Origin of the sequence: Roseivirga echinicomitans (assembly GCF_001592935.1) — a bacterium.
GTDB lineage: Bacteria > Bacteroidota > Bacteroidia > Cytophagales > Cyclobacteriaceae > Roseivirga > Roseivirga echinicomitans.
In genome coordinates this window covers 312,603-328,125 of the sequence record NZ_LRDB01000023.1, presented here as the reverse complement: position 1 = coordinate 328,125, position 15,523 = coordinate 312,603, and the positions used below count along the sequence as shown (strand labels likewise).

General features: G+C 39.3%; 13 protein-coding genes. 7 read left to right on the top strand and 6 right to left on the bottom strand.

All coding sequences use genetic code 11. The features are described 5' to 3' along the window. Positions 1 to 276: 276 nt before the first annotated feature. Entirely contained in the window at positions 277 to 1,521 is a 1,245-nt protein-coding gene (locus AWN68_RS12765; protein WP_068416272.1) for an ABC transporter permease, read from the top strand. A gap of 73 nt (positions 1,522 to 1,594) precedes the next feature. Here AWN68_RS12765 and recA read toward each other — a convergent pair whose 3' ends face one another. Next, positions 1,595 to 2,623: a recombinase RecA gene (gene recA / locus AWN68_RS12760; RefSeq protein WP_068416267.1), complete on the bottom strand. Its 1,029-nt coding sequence runs from the start codon at positions 2,621 to 2,623 to the stop codon at positions 1,595 to 1,597. Between the two features lie 109 nt (positions 2,624 to 2,732). Here recA and AWN68_RS12755 point away from each other — a divergent pair, with 109 nt between their 5' ends. The 6 genes from AWN68_RS12755 (at position 2,733) to AWN68_RS12730 (ending at position 9,582) form a co-directional block, all read left to right on the top strand. Then, positions 2,733 to 3,767, top strand: coding sequence for an aminopeptidase (locus AWN68_RS12755; protein WP_068416264.1), 1,035 nt, complete (start codon positions 2,733 to 2,735; stop codon positions 3,765 to 3,767). Positions 3,768 to 3,814: 47 nt separating this feature from the next. Continuing rightward, positions 3,815 to 4,624 (top strand): DUF3108 domain-containing protein, encoded by an 810-nt coding sequence (locus AWN68_RS12750; protein WP_157716200.1) that lies wholly within the window; start codon positions 3,815 to 3,817, stop codon positions 4,622 to 4,624. An 82-nt stretch (positions 4,625 to 4,706) separates the two neighbouring features. Then, a complete protein-coding gene (locus AWN68_RS12745) occupies positions 4,707 to 5,393 on the top strand; it encodes a response regulator transcription factor (protein ID WP_068416259.1) in 687 nt (228 codons plus the stop codon). Between the two features lie 2 nt (positions 5,394 to 5,395). Beyond that, a complete protein-coding gene (locus AWN68_RS12740) occupies positions 5,396 to 6,481 on the top strand; it encodes a sensor histidine kinase (protein ID WP_068416258.1) in 1,086 nt (361 codons plus the stop codon). 26 nt (positions 6,482 to 6,507) lie between these two features. Beyond that, positions 6,508 to 7,215 carry an RluA family pseudouridine synthase gene (locus AWN68_RS12735; RefSeq protein WP_068416257.1) on the top strand — a complete coding sequence of 236 codons (708 nt, stop codon included), beginning with the start codon at positions 6,508 to 6,510 and terminating at the stop codon, positions 7,213 to 7,215. 9 nt (positions 7,216 to 7,224) lie between these two features. Next, a complete protein-coding gene (locus AWN68_RS12730) occupies positions 7,225 to 9,582 on the top strand; it encodes a TonB-dependent receptor (RefSeq protein WP_068416492.1) in 2,358 nt (785 codons plus the stop codon). Position 9,583: 1 nt separating this feature from the next. Here the strand turns inward: AWN68_RS12730 and AWN68_RS12725 are convergent, their stop codons facing one another. The 5 genes from AWN68_RS12725 to AWN68_RS12705 form a co-directional block, all read right to left on the bottom strand. Beyond that, positions 9,584 to 10,090, bottom strand: coding sequence for a hypothetical protein (locus AWN68_RS12725; protein WP_068416256.1), 507 nt, complete (start codon positions 10,088 to 10,090; stop codon positions 9,584 to 9,586). Positions 10,091 to 10,132: 42 nt separating this feature from the next. Beyond that, positions 10,133 to 11,197: a branched-chain amino acid aminotransferase gene (locus AWN68_RS12720; RefSeq protein ID WP_068416254.1), complete on the bottom strand. Its 1,065-nt coding sequence runs from the start codon at positions 11,195 to 11,197 to the stop codon at positions 10,133 to 10,135. Positions 11,198 to 11,434: 237 nt separating this feature from the next. Beyond that, the gene (locus AWN68_RS12715; RefSeq protein WP_068416251.1) at positions 11,435 to 11,989 is read right to left on the bottom strand and encodes a cob(I)yrinic acid a,c-diamide adenosyltransferase; all 555 of its coding nucleotides are present in this window, start codon (positions 11,987 to 11,989) and stop codon (positions 11,435 to 11,437) included. Positions 11,990 to 12,002: 13 nt separating this feature from the next. After that, on the bottom strand, positions 12,003 to 12,758 hold the full coding sequence (locus tag AWN68_RS12710) for an ABC transporter ATP-binding protein (RefSeq protein ID WP_068416250.1): 756 nt from the start codon (positions 12,756 to 12,758) through the stop codon (positions 12,003 to 12,005). A 184-nt stretch (positions 12,759 to 12,942) separates the two neighbouring features. Then, positions 12,943 to 15,522 carry a tetratricopeptide repeat protein gene (locus AWN68_RS12705; RefSeq protein WP_068416249.1) on the bottom strand — a complete coding sequence of 860 codons (2,580 nt, stop codon included), beginning with the start codon at positions 15,520 to 15,522 and terminating at the stop codon, positions 12,943 to 12,945. Between the last annotated feature and the right edge of the window lies 1 nt (position 15,523).

Genomic DNA, 15,523 nt, shown 5'->3' with positions numbered 1-15,523 from the left:
AGCGTTAATTGCGTTTTTTCAAATAGCTGGCAAAGATAATAATAAATGACTGAGTGTCATAGGTGAGGGGAGTATATAATTGTCTAACCCCCAATAGCTTTTGATAATCTCATTTTAGAGGTAAAAGGTCTGGCCATTCAGGCGGACAAAAACCCGATCAAGAACAAGAATGATCTTTTTAACCAAAATGCATTGATAGCTGTTTACTTTTTTCGATTCTTTGCGTTTGTTAAGAAACTACAGAAGTCACTAATTTAAAATACGCAACACGTGGGAATGTTTTTAAAGCTACTTGGAGAAAGCATTAGGTTTGCTTGGCAAGTACTGTCAACCAACTTACTTAGAACAATGCTCTCCTTATTGGGGGTAACTATTGGTATCATGCTAATTATAGCGGTGTTTACTGTAGTGGACTCACTAGAGAAGAATATCAAAGACAGCTTTTCCTTTTTAGGGTCAAATGTGGTGACTGTTGATAAAATGAATTTTGTACAGCGAGATCCCAATGTTCCTTTTTATATCTATTTCAGAAGGCCTTCAAATACTTATGATGAGTTCGAATTCTTAAAATCGAACTTAAAGAACGCCAGTCATGTAGCTTTCTTTGGTACTCGAAGTAGCACCATGAAGTATAAAAGTAGTAGTATCAACAGTATTAACATCTATGGAATTAGTAACGAGTATAAAGATGTATATGAGGTTGATATTCTTAATGGTCGCTATTTTACAGCAAATGAGATTGAAAGCGGGCGAAACGTGGCTATTATTGGTGATGAGGTGGCTAAATCCTTATTTCCCTTTGAATCTCCAATTGGTAAAAGCATTACGAGCCGAGGTCAGAAATTGGTGGTTATTGGTGTATTGGCCAAAGAAGGAAAAAGTCTTTTAGGTACGCCAAGTAGTGACGAAAGAATCTATATTCCCTATAAAATGTTCACTAAGATGTTTTATGTGGGCAGGTTTGGTGTGAGTCCTTCGATTGCCGCTAAAGGTTATGTAGAAGATATTGGCTTGGTGGAACTTCAAAATGAAATGGAGGGAATGCTGAGAAAAGTAAGGGGGCTGAAGCCAAAAGAAGAATCAAACTTTGCCTTGAACCGACCAGAGGCTATTGCGGATGCTATCGGGCAAGTATTTGATATTGTTGGCTACGCAGGTTGGATTATCGGTGGGTTTTCAATTCTAGTAGGAGGTTTCGGTATTATGAACATTATGTTCGTTTCGGTACAAGAGAGAACCAAGATCATCGGAATTCAAAAATCACTAGGAGCTAAGAACTACTTTATACTTTTTCAATTTCTATTCGAGGCCATCTTCCTCTGCCTTATTGGGGGAGCAACTGGAGTTTTGATTGTGTATTTCCTCACATTTATTCCAGCAGGCGGACTTGAGATTTCGCTGAGTATGAAAAATATATTGCTTGGTGTAGTAGTATCGTCTGTGATTGGTGTGGTTTCTGGAATAGTGCCATCTGCCAAAGCAGCTCGATTAGATCCAGTGGAGGCCATGAGGGCGGGTTAATTACTCCGTACTAAGACATAAAAAAAGGCCGAATTGCATGATGCGATTCGGCCTTTTTACTTTTTAACGGGGCTTATTTTTTTGCTGGTTTTTCTTCAGCTACATCTTCACCATTAATTCTGGCTTTGATTTTTCTTTCCAACTCGTCCATTAATTCTGGATTATCCTCAATTAAGGATTTAACAGAATCACGACCCTGACCAAGCTTTTCGCCATTGTAGGAGAACCAAGAGCCTGCCTTTTTCACAATCTCCATTTCAACACCAATGTCGATTATTTCACCAGCCTTAGAAATTCCTTGACCATACATGATATCGAACTCAACTACTTTGAACGGAGGTGCTACTTTGTTCTTCACTACCTTAACCCTGGTTCTGTTACCTAGAATATTGTCGGCACTTTCTTTAATCTGCCCAATTCTTCTAATATCAAGCCTTACAGAGGCGTAGAATTTTAGTGCGTTACCACCCGTAGTCGTTTCTGGGTTTCCGAACATTACACCAATTTTTTCTCTCAACTGGTTAATGAAAATACAGCAACAACCTGTTTTGTTAATTGCTCCAGTTAATTTTCTCAAGGCTTGAGACATCAATCTGGCTTGTAGCCCCATCTTGCTATCACCCATTTCTCCTTCAAGCTCCGCTTTAGGAACTAAGGCGGCTACGGAGTCAATAACAATAATATCTATGGCTCCAGAGCGAATAAGATGCTCAGCGATCTCTAAGGCTTGCTCACCGTTGTCTGGTTGAGAGATGAGTAAGTTTTCAGTGTCAATACCTAGCTTTTCAGCATATCCTTTATCAAATGCATGTTCCGCATCAATAAAAGCGGCCAACCCTCCCTTTTTTTGTGCTTCTGCAATACAATGCATAGAGAGGGTAGTTTTACCAGAAGATTCTGGGCCATATATTTCAACGACTCTTCCGCGAGGAATTCCACCAATTCCTAAGGCGATATCTAATCCCAAAGAACCGGTTGAGATAGAAGGCAAATCAACCACCTTATCATCGCTCAGTTTCATTACGGCACCCTTGCCGTATGACTTTTCGAGTTTATCTATGGTTAATTGTAATGCTTTTAATTTTTCAGACTTATCACTCATTATTGATTGGGTATTTTGTTCAGAATAGTTTGTGAAGATAGTGGGAATGGTTTCAATTCACAACTCAACTTTTCAATAAATAAGGCTTATTTTCGTGTGAATATTTGGTATGAAGAAGTGGTTAAAAAGGATTGGTTTAGGAGTGGTCGCACTGATCATCGTCTTTTGCATATGGAACTTCCAGTTGATCAGATATGGCTTATTTCAACTGAAAGGGCAATTACATGTAGTGAATAATACGGTTCCGCTAGATGAGTTTATTGCTAATCCATCTACTCCAGACTCGCTTAGGCAAAAGGCACTTTTGGTAAATCAAATCAGATCTTTTGCTTTCGATTCGCTTGGGGTTAATTACTCTGAAAATTACACTGAGATATTTGATCAGCAAGGTAAAGCATCCATGTATGTGGTGACGGCCTGCGACCCCTACAGCTTCACTCCTAAAACCTGGAAGTTCCCAATTGTAGGTAGTTTTCCCTATAAAGGATTTTTCGATCGGCAAAAGGCGGTGGACTTGGCCAATGAAATTAAAGCGAAAGATAGTTTAGATGTAGGGCTAAGAACTGCTGGGGGCTGGTCTACTTTGGGTTGGTTCAAAGATCCTATTCTTTCCAATATGCTGAATCGCTCTGAAGGAGATTTGGCAAGCTTATTAATTCATGAACTTACGCACGGCACTTTATTCGTGAAAGACTCAGTTACCTTCAATGAAAATTTGGCTTCGTTTATTGGCGACAGGGGAGCCGTTATGTATCTCAGTTCTAAATATGGAGAAGGTGCTCCAGAAGTGCTTCAATACCAAAGTGAAATTGCAGACGAAGAACTCTTCAAAGCCTATATTCTAGAGGCTGCTAAATCGTTAGATTCGCTTTATACTTCCGTGAAGGATTTGCCAATAGCGGAGAAAAAGGAATTGAAGAAAAATAAAATTGATCAGATCAGAACGGACTTTGGTTTGCTAGATTTCAAGTCGGAAGTGTATAAAGATTTTTTTGAGACTTATGTCCCGAATAATACGTTTTTTATGTCTTATTTAAGGTATAATTCACAGCAACAAGTGTTGCGGGACGAATTAAACTTGAAGTATCAAGGTGATTTAAGACGTTATCTTGAGTACCTTAAATCAAAGTATCCTTCACTATAATCTGAGTTTTTGGTATGGCGTTTGTCAAAGGGAGTATAAAAAATGGAATGAAGCACTTACTCCTCATATTTTTCTTAACGACTCTTTCTTTAGAAATGACCGCTCAAGGTTATCTGCTAGCCAAGGAAAGGCCCTTTAATCCGGGTGAAGAAATTGAGTTAAAAGCGACCGTTGGTTTTATAAAAGCTGCAGAAGCTCAGTTGAAGATTAGTGACATTATCTATACCATGAAAGGCAGGCCGACATTCAAAATCGATGTCTTTGCAAACACATCAGGACTTTTTGATTTCTTTTCGCCAGTGAGAGATAACTGGGGTACTTATTTTGATACAACACGTAATGTGCCTCATCAATTCTATCGCTTTATTTCTGAAGGTCGATTCCGTAAAAATGAAATCCTTTATTTCGATCAGAGTGATAAGAGAGTGACTGTGGCCAAGCTTGAGAAAGAGAACAGGCAACTCAAAGAAAAAATTGAGCATGATATGACCACCAACGAAATGCAGGACATGGTGAGTGGTTACTATTATTTGCGGATGATTGATTTCGATAAAATTAAGGTCGGTGAGATTATCACCATCAATACCTTTTTTGATGACAAGGAAAAGCCCTTTAGTATTAAGTTTATGGGTAGGGAAGTAGTGAAAACTAAACTGGGAAAGGTGAATGCTTTGATTCTGGTTCCGATTATGAAAAAGGACGGTCTTTTTGAAGAAGATAACACTTTAAAGGTGTGGTTGTCGGACGACCTAAATAAGATCCCTTTAAAGTTTCAAGCCAAAATATTTGTCGGCTATTTAGAAGTTGACGTCAAGAGTGTAAAGAACCTGCGACATCCGTTGTCGATTGTTCAGTAAATCTGCTTTTTTTAAGATTGGGCTCTTAAATTTTAGATATATTTGCCCATATCGAACCGAGGTAAATACTAATTTTTGAATTATGGGTGCTAAGCAAAACCACCGAGTACTAGTGGTAGACGATGATCCGGATATCCTTGAACTACTTAAATACAACCTTGTAAAAGAGGGCTACGAAGTGAAAGTAGCTGAAGATGGCAAAAAAGGAGTGCAAATCGCAAAGGCATTTCAGCCAGAATTGGTTTTGTTAGACATTATGATGCCCCACCAAGATGGAGTAGAAACTTGCCGACAAATCAGGGAACTCCCTGAAATGGTGAATGCTCATATTACTTTCCTGACGGCTAGGGCTGAAGAATATTCTGAGGTGGCCGCATTTGATGCTGGTGCCGATGATTACATCACCAAGCCAATTAAGCCTCGCGCATTAATGAGCCGAATCAGTGCTCATTTCAGAAAAGAAAAGAAAGGAAAATCTACACCAAAAGTAACCGTTGGAGATCTTACGATTGACAAGACCAGTTACACGGTAACGATCCTTGACAACCAATTTACGCTTCCTAAAAAGGAGTTCGAATTGCTTTATTTCCTTGCTCAAAATCCTAACAAAGTTTTCAGTCGCGATGACTTATTGCAGAACATCTGGGGAACAGATGTGTATGTGTTGGCCAGAACTGTGGATGTTCACATCCGAAAGGTGCGCGAGAAAATAGGAGATGGATACATCACTACCGTCAAAGGGGTGGGCTATAAGTTTGAATCTAATTAACAATGCTTTTTAATTCCAAGGCAGTTGCATTGCTTTTGGCCTTTGTTGTAGGTCTTATTACCACAGCATTTCTGTCTTTGGTTTCAGAAGTACCAGTTCAGGCACTCATTATTGGGGGCCTGATTTCGTTTGCGGCCACTTATATTTTCACCTACGTTACTTTCGAATTTCTGGTATTTAAGGAAATCAGTAAGATTTATGAGGTGCTTAATAAAATCCGAAAGAAGAACTTTTCATTTATCGAAGAGGAAGAAGAGCGTAAACACCTTAATCCATTAAAAAGGATCAATCAGGAGATCTTCACCTATGCTATGGGTAGGCAAAGAGAGATTGAGGAACTTAAAAAAGTGGAAACTTTCCGAAGGGAGTTTTTAGCAGATGTAAGCCACGAATTAAAGACACCAGTGTTTGCTGCGCAGGGCTTTGTGCATACGCTTTTGGATGGTGCAATTGATGACAGCACAGTAAGAATCAAGTTTTTAAAAAGGGCAGCAAAAAGCTTGGACAGCCTAGACGCTCTGATTCATGACTTACTTACCCTTTCTCAAATTGAATTAGGAGAAACCAAAATGCACTTTGAACATTTTGACATCCTTGAAATGGCTTCTGAAGTATTAGATCAGTTTGAGAATAAGGTAGAAAGGAAGGGGCTGTATATTGGCTTCGACCAAGAGTACAACCATCCCATTTTCGTGTATGCCGATTCGGAGAAGATTTATCGAGTGTTGACTAACTTGGTGTCCAATGCCAATAAGTATACCGATGAGGGTGAGATAATCCTTGGTTTTAGTGTTTCCTCGGGCCATGTAACCGTGTCGGTGAGAGATACCGGAATGGGCATTCCCCCAGAAGATTTATCACGAGTTTTTGAACGCTTCTTTAGGGTGGAGAAAAGCCGATCTAAAGGCAGAAAAGGTGGAACGGGCCTAGGTTTGGCCATTGTGAAACACATTATGGAAGCCCATAATTCCAAAGTATCGGTGATAAGTACCTTTGGGAAGGGGTCTACATTCAGTTTTAAATTACCTTTGTCGAAAGAAGAAGATTTAGATTCGACAGAGGATGACGAATTTGAATCTGAGGATTAAGCCCATTACCCAGACTTTACCCATTCATGAAAATTATATTTGAAGATTTAATCTGCTACGAAAACGATCATTTTTTGGTGATTAATAAGCCTGCGCACATGGCTTCACTCGATGACCGAAATGACCCGAAAAATGTTCAAAAACTTGCTAAAGAGTATTCAGAACACCTTTCGGTTTGTCATAGATTAGATAAAGATACTTCCGGTTGTCTACTGTTGGCCAAAGGGCCCGAGGCCTACCGTCATGCCTCTATTCAGTTTGAAAAAAGGAACATCAACAAAGTTTACCATGCTTTTGTGGATGGGCTTACTGAGTTTAGAGAAGAACGAGTAGCGCTGTCCATTTTGCCTTTGGATAAGGGGATTGTGGTGATTAATAAAGAAAAGGGGAAAGAAGCCGAAACCTATTTCACAACACTTGAGAATTTTAAGGCTAATTCACTGATTGAGTGTAGACCTATCACTGGTCGAATGCACCAAATCAGAATTCACTTGGCTACTTTAAAGGCACCAATCATTAATGATGAAATGTATGGTGGAAAACCGTTATTTCTTTCGCAGCTCAAGAAAAAATTCAATTTGAAAAGAGAAGAGGAGGAAAGACCCGTGATCCAACGTTTTGCACTCCACGCTTACGCGCTCTCTTTCAATAATTTTTCTGAACAAATTACTGTAAAAGCAGATTACCCTAAGGATATGCAGGTGTTATACAAACACCTAAAGAAATACAGGTAACAGATGATTATGAAGTCAGGTTTTTATGCTTTCCTTCTTTTAGGTTTAAGCTTTTCTATTCAACTCTTCGGGCAAACACAAACAACACTTCAAGGCTACGTTTATTCGGCCAAAGACCAACAACCATTGATTGGCGCTACGGTGAGTTTGGCAGAAACCAGTTTGGGTGCTGTTACAGATGCGAATGGGTTCTTTAAAATTGAGAAGGTCCCCACACAAACCTATAAAGTAGAAGCGCGATTTGTAGGTTTCAAACCTCAGGTTAAATTCAATGTGATTGTCCGTTCTGCCGGTAATGCCGAATTGATTTTTGAGCTAGAAGAGATCGAGGATGAGTTGGGGGAAGTAGTCGTAACGGCCAGTCCTTTCCCCTCTAGAATAGAGAATCCGAACTCTATCCAGAGCCTTTCGAGAGAAGAAATAGCTACTTATCCTGGCGGAAATAACGATATCGCTAAAGTAGTTCAGTCTTTGCCTGGCGTTTCTGGTTCAGTAGGTTTTCGAAACGACATCATCATCAGAGGAGGAGCACCTAGCGAAAACGTGTATTATTTAGATGGAGTTGAGATTCCTAATATCAATCATTTTGCTACTCAAGGTAGTGCTGGTGGGCCAGTGGGTTTACTCAATGTATCGTTTATCGAAGATGTAACGTTGAGCACCAGCTCGTTTTCCGCCAAGTATGACAATGCCCTTTCTGGGGTCTTACAGTTTAATCAGCGTAACGGAAACTCACGTAACAGGAACCTCAATTTTAGACTTGGCGCCAGCGAAGCCGCACTGACTTTTGAAGGGCCTTTGGTTTTGCCTAAAGAAGACGAGCAAGCGAAAACTACCTTTATTATTTCTGCTAGAAGATCTTACCTACAGTTCCTTTTCAAATTGATTGACCTTCCGTTTTTACCAGACTACTGGGATTATCAATACAAGGTAGATCATAAGATTGATGATAAGAATGAGATCTCATTGATTGGAGTAGGCTCTATTGATGACTTCAGTGTAAACACTCCCGATGACATTACTGAAGAACAGCAAGCTACTTTAGATCAAATTGCCATTATCAAACAATGGACTTCCACATTGGGCTTCAGCTGGAGGCATAAGATGAACAATGGCTTTTTAAGGACAACCCTTAGTGCAAATGTGTTGAATAATGATTTTGTGAGGTATGAAGATAACATCAATGAAACTGGCTTGCTGTTCAGTAATAATTCTAGAGAATCCGAGCAAAAATTAAGGATTGAAGCCACTAAATTTTTGGGTGATTGGTCATTGTCTTTTGGCTTAAACCTTCAAAAGTCGGCTTATGAGAACACCACTTTTGATAACGATAATGGGCTTAATTTTAATTCTGAGATTGACTTTTTTAAGTATGGGCTTTTTATACAGGCTGCCAGAACATTCTTCGACAATAGGTTAGAAGCCTCATTTGGAATCAGGAATGATGCTGATTCATTTACCGATAATGGCTTTAATGACATCGCACACCTTTCTCCTCGGCTTTCCTTAGCTTATCGGTTGTCTGAAAAATTTACGCTTAATGCTGCTGCCGGTCGCTATTTTAAGATACCTCCATACACCATTTTGGGTTTCCAGAATAATGCAGGTGAGTTTGTGAACCAAGATGCCGATTACATTCGAACGGACCATTATGTATTGGGCTTAGAGTACTTGCCTAGGTTGTCTACCCGATTTACGATTGAAGGGTTCTACAAGCGCTATGCAAATTACCCTGTATCCATTAGGGACGGAGTTTCTTTGGCTAATTTAGGTGGTGATTTCGAAGTGTTTGGTAGCGAGAATATTTCTAGCATAGGGAAAGGACGTGCCTATGGAGCGGAGTTTTTATATCAGCAAAAGCTTAACAAACGATTCTACGGCATTTTGGCCTATACCCTTTTTTGGAGTGAATATACCGACTTGAATGATACAGGTTATCGCCCAGCCTTATGGGATAATCGTCATTTATTAACCTTCACGGGTGGTTATAAACTAAATAATAACTGGGAACTAGGGATTCGGAACCGTTTTCTGGGTAAAGCCCCTTTTGTTCCTGTGGATATTGAGGCTACCGAAGATTCATACCCAACCATAATTAATGACTATGATAGACTTGGGGATGAGCGCTTAAGAGCTTATAATTCTTTGGATATTAGGATTGATAAGAAATGGAACTACAGTAAATGGTCACTCAATTTGTACATTGAAGTGACCAACCTGCTGGGAAGTAAATTGCCCCGAGCACCTCAGTATGGCCTGGATCTAGATGATGATGGTGAAGTCACTATGCCACGAAATCTGATTGAAATTCCAGATACCAATAACGGCTCTACCATTCCGACCTTTGGTGTGGTGATAGATTTTTAACTTATTTCAACCCAATAATATAGATTTCGAATTTGGGGTTGGTGAGGTCTACCTTTTTTCTTCTTACTAGTTTCATGGTATATCCTGTAACTACAAGAATGCCTGCTGTAGTTGTTGTGCTGCGGTCTAATGAAAATTTTTGTCCATCTACTACAGTGTGATTGAACAAGTCAATGGCCATTAGTCCAATCCCTACAGTTGGTAAAAGGGTTTCGGATGCCCTCAAAAATTGTGAACGGTTAGATTCAGCACCTCTTACGTCAATCTCTGTAATTTGGCTCGTATGAAGAATGTTATTCTCTAAAACCAAAGTGCTGTCGGCAAATTCGGTAATTCGGTCGCTAAAGAAAACCTCTTGGCCTTTTTGTTTGTATACAATTTTAGAACCAGCAAAGTATTCGTATTTACGCATTGAACCCTTCTTTCTCACCACCAGATAGGTTTGAGAAAATGCTGCCTCAGATATAAATAAAAGGCAGAGTACAAAGAATGGCCATTTTGCTTTCATAGGCCTGCAATTAAAGAAAAAAACTGGTTAAGGAATGTTAAATTAAACCTTTAGGGTCCAATTAAATTTATCTTCTACCTTACCTGTTTTAATTCTATCTAGTTCGAAAAGTACTTTATTAGAAAATTCTCTTTCTTCTATTGGGCCCAAATCATAGACTTCATCTTCGAAGCCAATGCGAGCGATATGTGCAATAGTAGCGGCAGTACCAACCCCAAAAGCTTCTTGAAGCGTGCCGTTTTTAGCCGCCTCAACGATTTCTTTCACAGTTACCTTACGTTCTTCTATCTTCATGCCCCAATCGCGCGCTAAGGTCAATACGCTGTCTCTGGTGATTCCTTTTAGAATGGTTCCACTCGCAGGAGCAGTGATTATAGTATTATCAATAATGAACATTACGTTCATTGTGCCTGATTCTTCAATATATTGGTGTGTTTCAGCATCCGTCCAAATCAACTGGTCGAAACCTTGGGCTTTGGCCATTTTTGCCGGATAAAGGCTGGCAGCGTAGTTTCCACCTGCTTTGGCAAAACCAGTTCCTCCTTGGAAAGCTCTTGAAAACTTAGTCTCAATTTTCACATTGACTGGAGCAGAATAATAGGCACCCACTGGGCAAGTGATAATCATAAACTTGAAAGTATCGGAAGGTCTAATTCCAATGTATTCGTCCGTTGCAAAAATGAAAGGACGAATGTATAAAGAAGTGCCAGGTACTGAAGGCACCCATTGGCTATCAAGTTTGATTAGTGTTGTTAAGGCTTCCATGAAAAGCTCTTCTGGCAATTCAGGAATACACATTCTTTCGGCAGAAATATTTAACCTTTTGGCGTTGGCCTCTGGTCTGAAAAGTAATACTTCGCCATCTTCATTTTTGTAAGCTTTCATACCTTCAAATACCGTGATGGCATAATGCAAGGTATTATTTGCTGGACTTACTGAAATGTTCTGATAAGGTACAATTCTGAAATTTTTCCATTCTCCATCCCTATAATCAGCCTCAAACATATGATCAGAATAAATCTTCGCAAATGGGATATTGTGAACATCAAGGGTGCCAATGTTGGATTGACTTACCTTGTTTATGGAAATATCAATTGTATCTGTCATATACTAATGGTTAAGGGGAAATGAGATCAAATTTACGAAAATTCAAGGTTGGATCAAATAGGTTGAAACCGTGAAATGTTCTAATTACGGGCATTTGCAATTAGTTATACAGAATATTATTTCTTATAATTAATTATTGAAGAATATAATGTTGTTTAATTTCTCTGCATTCAAAAAGAAAGGTGTTTTTATCGAGTTTCTCGAAATGTGATTCTAAACCTCAAAATAAGTAAATACTTACTTATTTTTTCTAGGTTCCCACTTTACCTCTTCGATACCAAGCTCTTGTGCCATTTTTCTTCCCAACATAAAGAAGAAGTCTGAAAGACGATTAAGGTACTGAATCACTAAGCCATCCACTGGTGATTCGTCATTTAAGGCAATACAAATACGTTCGGCCCTGCGACAAACACAACGGGCAACATGGGCGAATGAAACTGATGGATGACCACCTGGTAGTATGAAGTTCTTTAATGGCTCAAGATATTTTTCCATCTCGTCCATTTCTTTTTCAAGTAACTCAATGTCGGAAGGAAGAAGGTCCGGCTTCACCACTTTGTCTTTTCCGGGCTCTGTCGCCAGTTCGGCCCCAAGGGTGAAAAGTCTGTCTTGAATTTCTTTAAGTAGATCCAGCCTCTTTTCATTCACAGGTTGGTCACGAAGTACTCCTAAAAATGAGTTGAGTTCGTCTACTGTTCCGTAAGCTTCGATTCGGAGGTGTGCCTTAGAAACACGAGCACCACCCAATAATGAGGTGGTGCCTGAATCTCCTGTTTTTGTATAAATCTTCAAATCTTCACCAAAATTAGTGTGCTGCCGCTGCTTCAGCTGCTGCTCTTTCAGCCGCTTCTTTTATAGGATTACCCCTGGTAGGGTTTTCGTTGATTGTATCGGTTTCAATCAAACCATCTCGCATTCTAACAATTCTGTGAGAATACTGAGCAATGTCATCTTCGTGTGTTACCATGATAATAGTGTTGCCTGAGTCGTGTAGTTTGGCAAACAAGTCCATAATATCATAAGAAGTTTTGGAATCAAGGTTACCAGTTGGCTCATCGGCCAAAAGGATTGAAGGATTGTTTACCAATGCTCTTGCAATTGCAACTCTTTGACGCTGACCACCTGAAAGTTCGTTAGGCCTGTGATGTGCTCTATCCTTCAATCCAACACCGTCTAAGGCTTGTAATGCTTTTTCTTCCCTTTCAGATTTGCTGTAGCCAGCATAAATCAAAGGAAGTGCAACGTTCTCTAATGAGCTTGCACGAGGCAAAAGGTTAAACGTTTGGAAAACGAAGCCAATTTCTTTGTTTCGAACTTCGGCCAATTCATTTTCAGTCATGTCACTCACATCCATTCCGTTCAGAACATAGCGTCCCCCAGAAGGTGTATCAAGACAGCCGATCATGTTCATCAAGGTAGATTTACCAGAACCAGACGGCCCCATGAAAGAAACATACTCTCCTTGTTTAATTTCAATAGTTACCGATTTCAGGGCGCGAATAGTTTCGCTTCCCATTTGATAAATTCTAGAAATATCTGTTGTACTGATTACTGTTTTCATATTCGTATGACGGATGTATGTTCAATAAAGTTTAAATCAAGACTAAAAAAATAATCAAAAGTTTAATCCCAGCTCAATAATTCATCGGAATCAACAAACAAAACAACGCAATCTAGAGCGGCTATCAATATTTATTCCTTGAGCGGATACTCAAATGGATTGAAGGGCTTATTGTCGAGTCAATTCAATCGTTCAGGTTAAGAGCCCTTTGCTGAATAAGCTTTTCTCTTTGCTCGAATTGTTTTTTGACTTTCTCAAATTCGTCTTTACTAGCAAAAGTTGATAATGTTTCTAAGGCCGAGTTCCCGAAAAATGAAAGTCCCACATCTAATGTCTGATAAATGTAGGCTTCATATAAAAGTACACTCCTTTTGTTTACCGTTACTGCTTGCTGAAGTAATTCGTAGATTTTTTCTGGAGTGGTATCCATTGCTTTGAGCGATTCTATCGCCTTAAGGGTTCCTGTCTGATCAAAAGCGTTTTCACTGGCCAAGTCGAATAGGAATTCTTTTTTTTCATCTTCAGATAAGTCGTCTTGCTGGTTTTCGAATTTCTTTAATTTCTGCTGAAGCCCAGTGGAGGGTTGGTCGATGGTTTTAGCAAGAAAGTCCGAATAGGTAGTGGCAATAATGTTTCGGTCGAAGTTATAAGATTGCGCTTCACCTAGAAATACAAAGCTGAGTTCATACGCCCCTTGTTGATAAGCCCAAATGGCTTTCATATAGCTGTAAAGCCCAATGTTTTGGCCATATGAAGCAATGAGTTGGTCTAACAGATTAAAGGTGTCATTTACTTCTCCGGAATTGTAGAGCTGAATTGCCTTTCCTAACATTAAATAATCTTTAATCGCTACATTTCTAGGGTAGGCAAAATAGAAGTCGAAAACCTCGATAAGTGCTTTGTTGCTTGTACTCGAATTAAGTGCAGCATTGTACAAATAGTAAAGTTCATCAAGTAATAAGAAAGAGTCTGCAGCAATTTTTAGCTTTAATTCCGGCTGAATGTTTACGGCATTAGCAAATGCTTGTCGGTTCGTAAGGGTATGAAGATCTTCATATTTGGCAGTGCTTTGCAGTACTGAATCAATGTCGAGACTTGCTTTGAGCGATAAGTCTAAAGCCAGCAAGTTACTGGCAATGACAGAAGTTGATTGGTTTTGATAGGCCTTGTCCAGCAATAATAAAGCAGTATCTAAATGGGCAAATTCATAGTGAGCGATGGCCAAGTTGTTTAAGACTCTTTGGTCTTCCAATCTATTTTCTATTTCTTTTAAGGAAAGGAGCTTGTTAAAGAGTTGATCTTGATCGGAATAATATTGAGCAAGGGCCATTGCTGGTTTATGGTTTTCGCTCCTTAAGATAGATTCCTTAAACAATTTGGTGGCTTGAGCAGGGTTTCCGTTCGCCTTTTCAATCATGGCCAAGCCATAATTAGCCCTAACGCCATAGTAATCATAGAATAGGGATTGCTTATAATATTGCTCAGCTAAAAGATCGTTTCCAATTTTTTCAGACAATGCACCCAACGCATTGTATTGCCCAGCTTTTATCTGGTAGTAAGGTCTGTATTCCAAAAAGAACAATGTACCAATGAGTGAAAATATTACAGCAAGTCTGGCAGTTAATAATGGTGCCCTTTCTCCTCTAAAAAAGAATTTCCAAGCGGGCTTATTGGCCAGTAAGTCTGGTGTAAAGTTCATGAAACAATAGACATAATACAGGCCAGCAAAAGCCAAATGGGGGGCTACAATCACCATTTTAATGGCCGTGATTAGAGAATCGTTTGCGGTGATTTCAGCATAAGCTATTACGGCTAAGGTGATGGCTGCCAGAGCAGGGTAAAGCAAATTCTTAATTAATAAAAACGGTATTTGCGCTTCAACGACTTCCAGTTTGGTCTTTAGAACAAAATAGCCTGAAACAACGGATACCAATAAAATGGTGTAAGGATTAATCAGAATGATGTTTAATGAAATTTGTCCAGTGAGGTTTAAAAAAAGCAAGACAAGTACGAGGATGTATACTGCGCCAATGACTAGAAAGTGGGTTAAGGCATTTTTACCTGATGGCGCATTTTGAGTAGCAATTTTAAAGAGATAAAAGAAATTATCTCCAGCGACAAAGAAAATGAACAAAGCTGATAAAATAAGCGGAGCGAGTAGGCCGTAAGAAAGCCAAACAAATGTAGGGTGGGCAATAGGCGACAAATACAATACAGCCAAAGTGAAACCACCAAATAGGAGAAAAGATGCTGCTAACCTAACTTTAAAACTGGTGTTGGGTTTAATGCTTTGAAAATAATAACTCAAGAAGAGAAAGCTGCCAATGAATATGTACCCGAAAAACTGATCGTTTATGGCCAGTTCGTCTAAACCAAAGTTAATGGAGACAAACGCCATAATGCCTGCGCAGATTATATACCAGTAGCGCTCCAAGTACGTAATGGTTACTGTAATGACTACAAAACCGATGAGCGTAACTGCGAACAGTAAATATTCTGGCCATTCTAAAAACAGGTAACGCCCGGTTTTAAACTGCTGCCAGATTACAATCTGGTCAAGCTCAAAACCCATTGGTTTTCCGTTAATCGAAAAGTATTCTAAAAACAGGGGTGACTTAACGTATTCTGTGTCGATAACCCATGGTAAAACAAATTCATCTCCTATGAAAAAGGTAGATAGAAGTAGTATTCCTGCAATGGCTACTGTTAGCCAAGTGAAATGGCTAAAGTATTTAAAAAAAAGATGGTTTTTTTTATTTTCCAAG

Excerpts from the sequence above, each read along its gene's own strand:
- AWN68_RS12765 (WP_068416272.1), top strand. The coding sequence starts at position 277 with ATGTTTTTAAAGCTACTTGGAGAAAGCATTAGGTTTGCTTGGCAAGTA.
- recA (WP_068416267.1), bottom strand. The coding sequence starts at position 2,623 with ATGAGTGATAAGTCTGAAAAATTAAAAGCATTACAATTAACCATAGAT.
- AWN68_RS12755 (WP_068416264.1), top strand. The coding sequence starts at position 2,733 with ATGAAGAAGTGGTTAAAAAGGATTGGTTTAGGAGTGGTCGCACTGATC.
- AWN68_RS12750 (WP_157716200.1), top strand. The coding sequence starts at position 3,815 with ATGAAGCACTTACTCCTCATATTTTTCTTAACGACTCTTTCTTTAGAA.
- AWN68_RS12745 (WP_068416259.1), top strand. The coding sequence starts at position 4,707 with ATGGGTGCTAAGCAAAACCACCGAGTACTAGTGGTAGACGATGATCCG.
- AWN68_RS12740 (WP_068416258.1), top strand. The coding sequence starts at position 5,396 with ATGCTTTTTAATTCCAAGGCAGTTGCATTGCTTTTGGCCTTTGTTGTA.
- AWN68_RS12735 (WP_068416257.1), top strand. The coding sequence starts at position 6,508 with ATGAAAATTATATTTGAAGATTTAATCTGCTACGAAAACGATCATTTT.
- AWN68_RS12730 (WP_068416492.1), top strand. The coding sequence starts at position 7,225 with ATGAAGTCAGGTTTTTATGCTTTCCTTCTTTTAGGTTTAAGCTTTTCT.
- AWN68_RS12725 (WP_068416256.1), bottom strand. The coding sequence starts at position 10,090 with ATGAAAGCAAAATGGCCATTCTTTGTACTCTGCCTTTTATTTATATCT.
- AWN68_RS12720 (WP_068416254.1), bottom strand. The coding sequence starts at position 11,197 with ATGACAGATACAATTGATATTTCCATAAACAAGGTAAGTCAATCCAAC.
- AWN68_RS12710 (WP_068416250.1), bottom strand. The coding sequence starts at position 12,758 with ATGAAAACAGTAATCAGTACAACAGATATTTCTAGAATTTATCAAATG.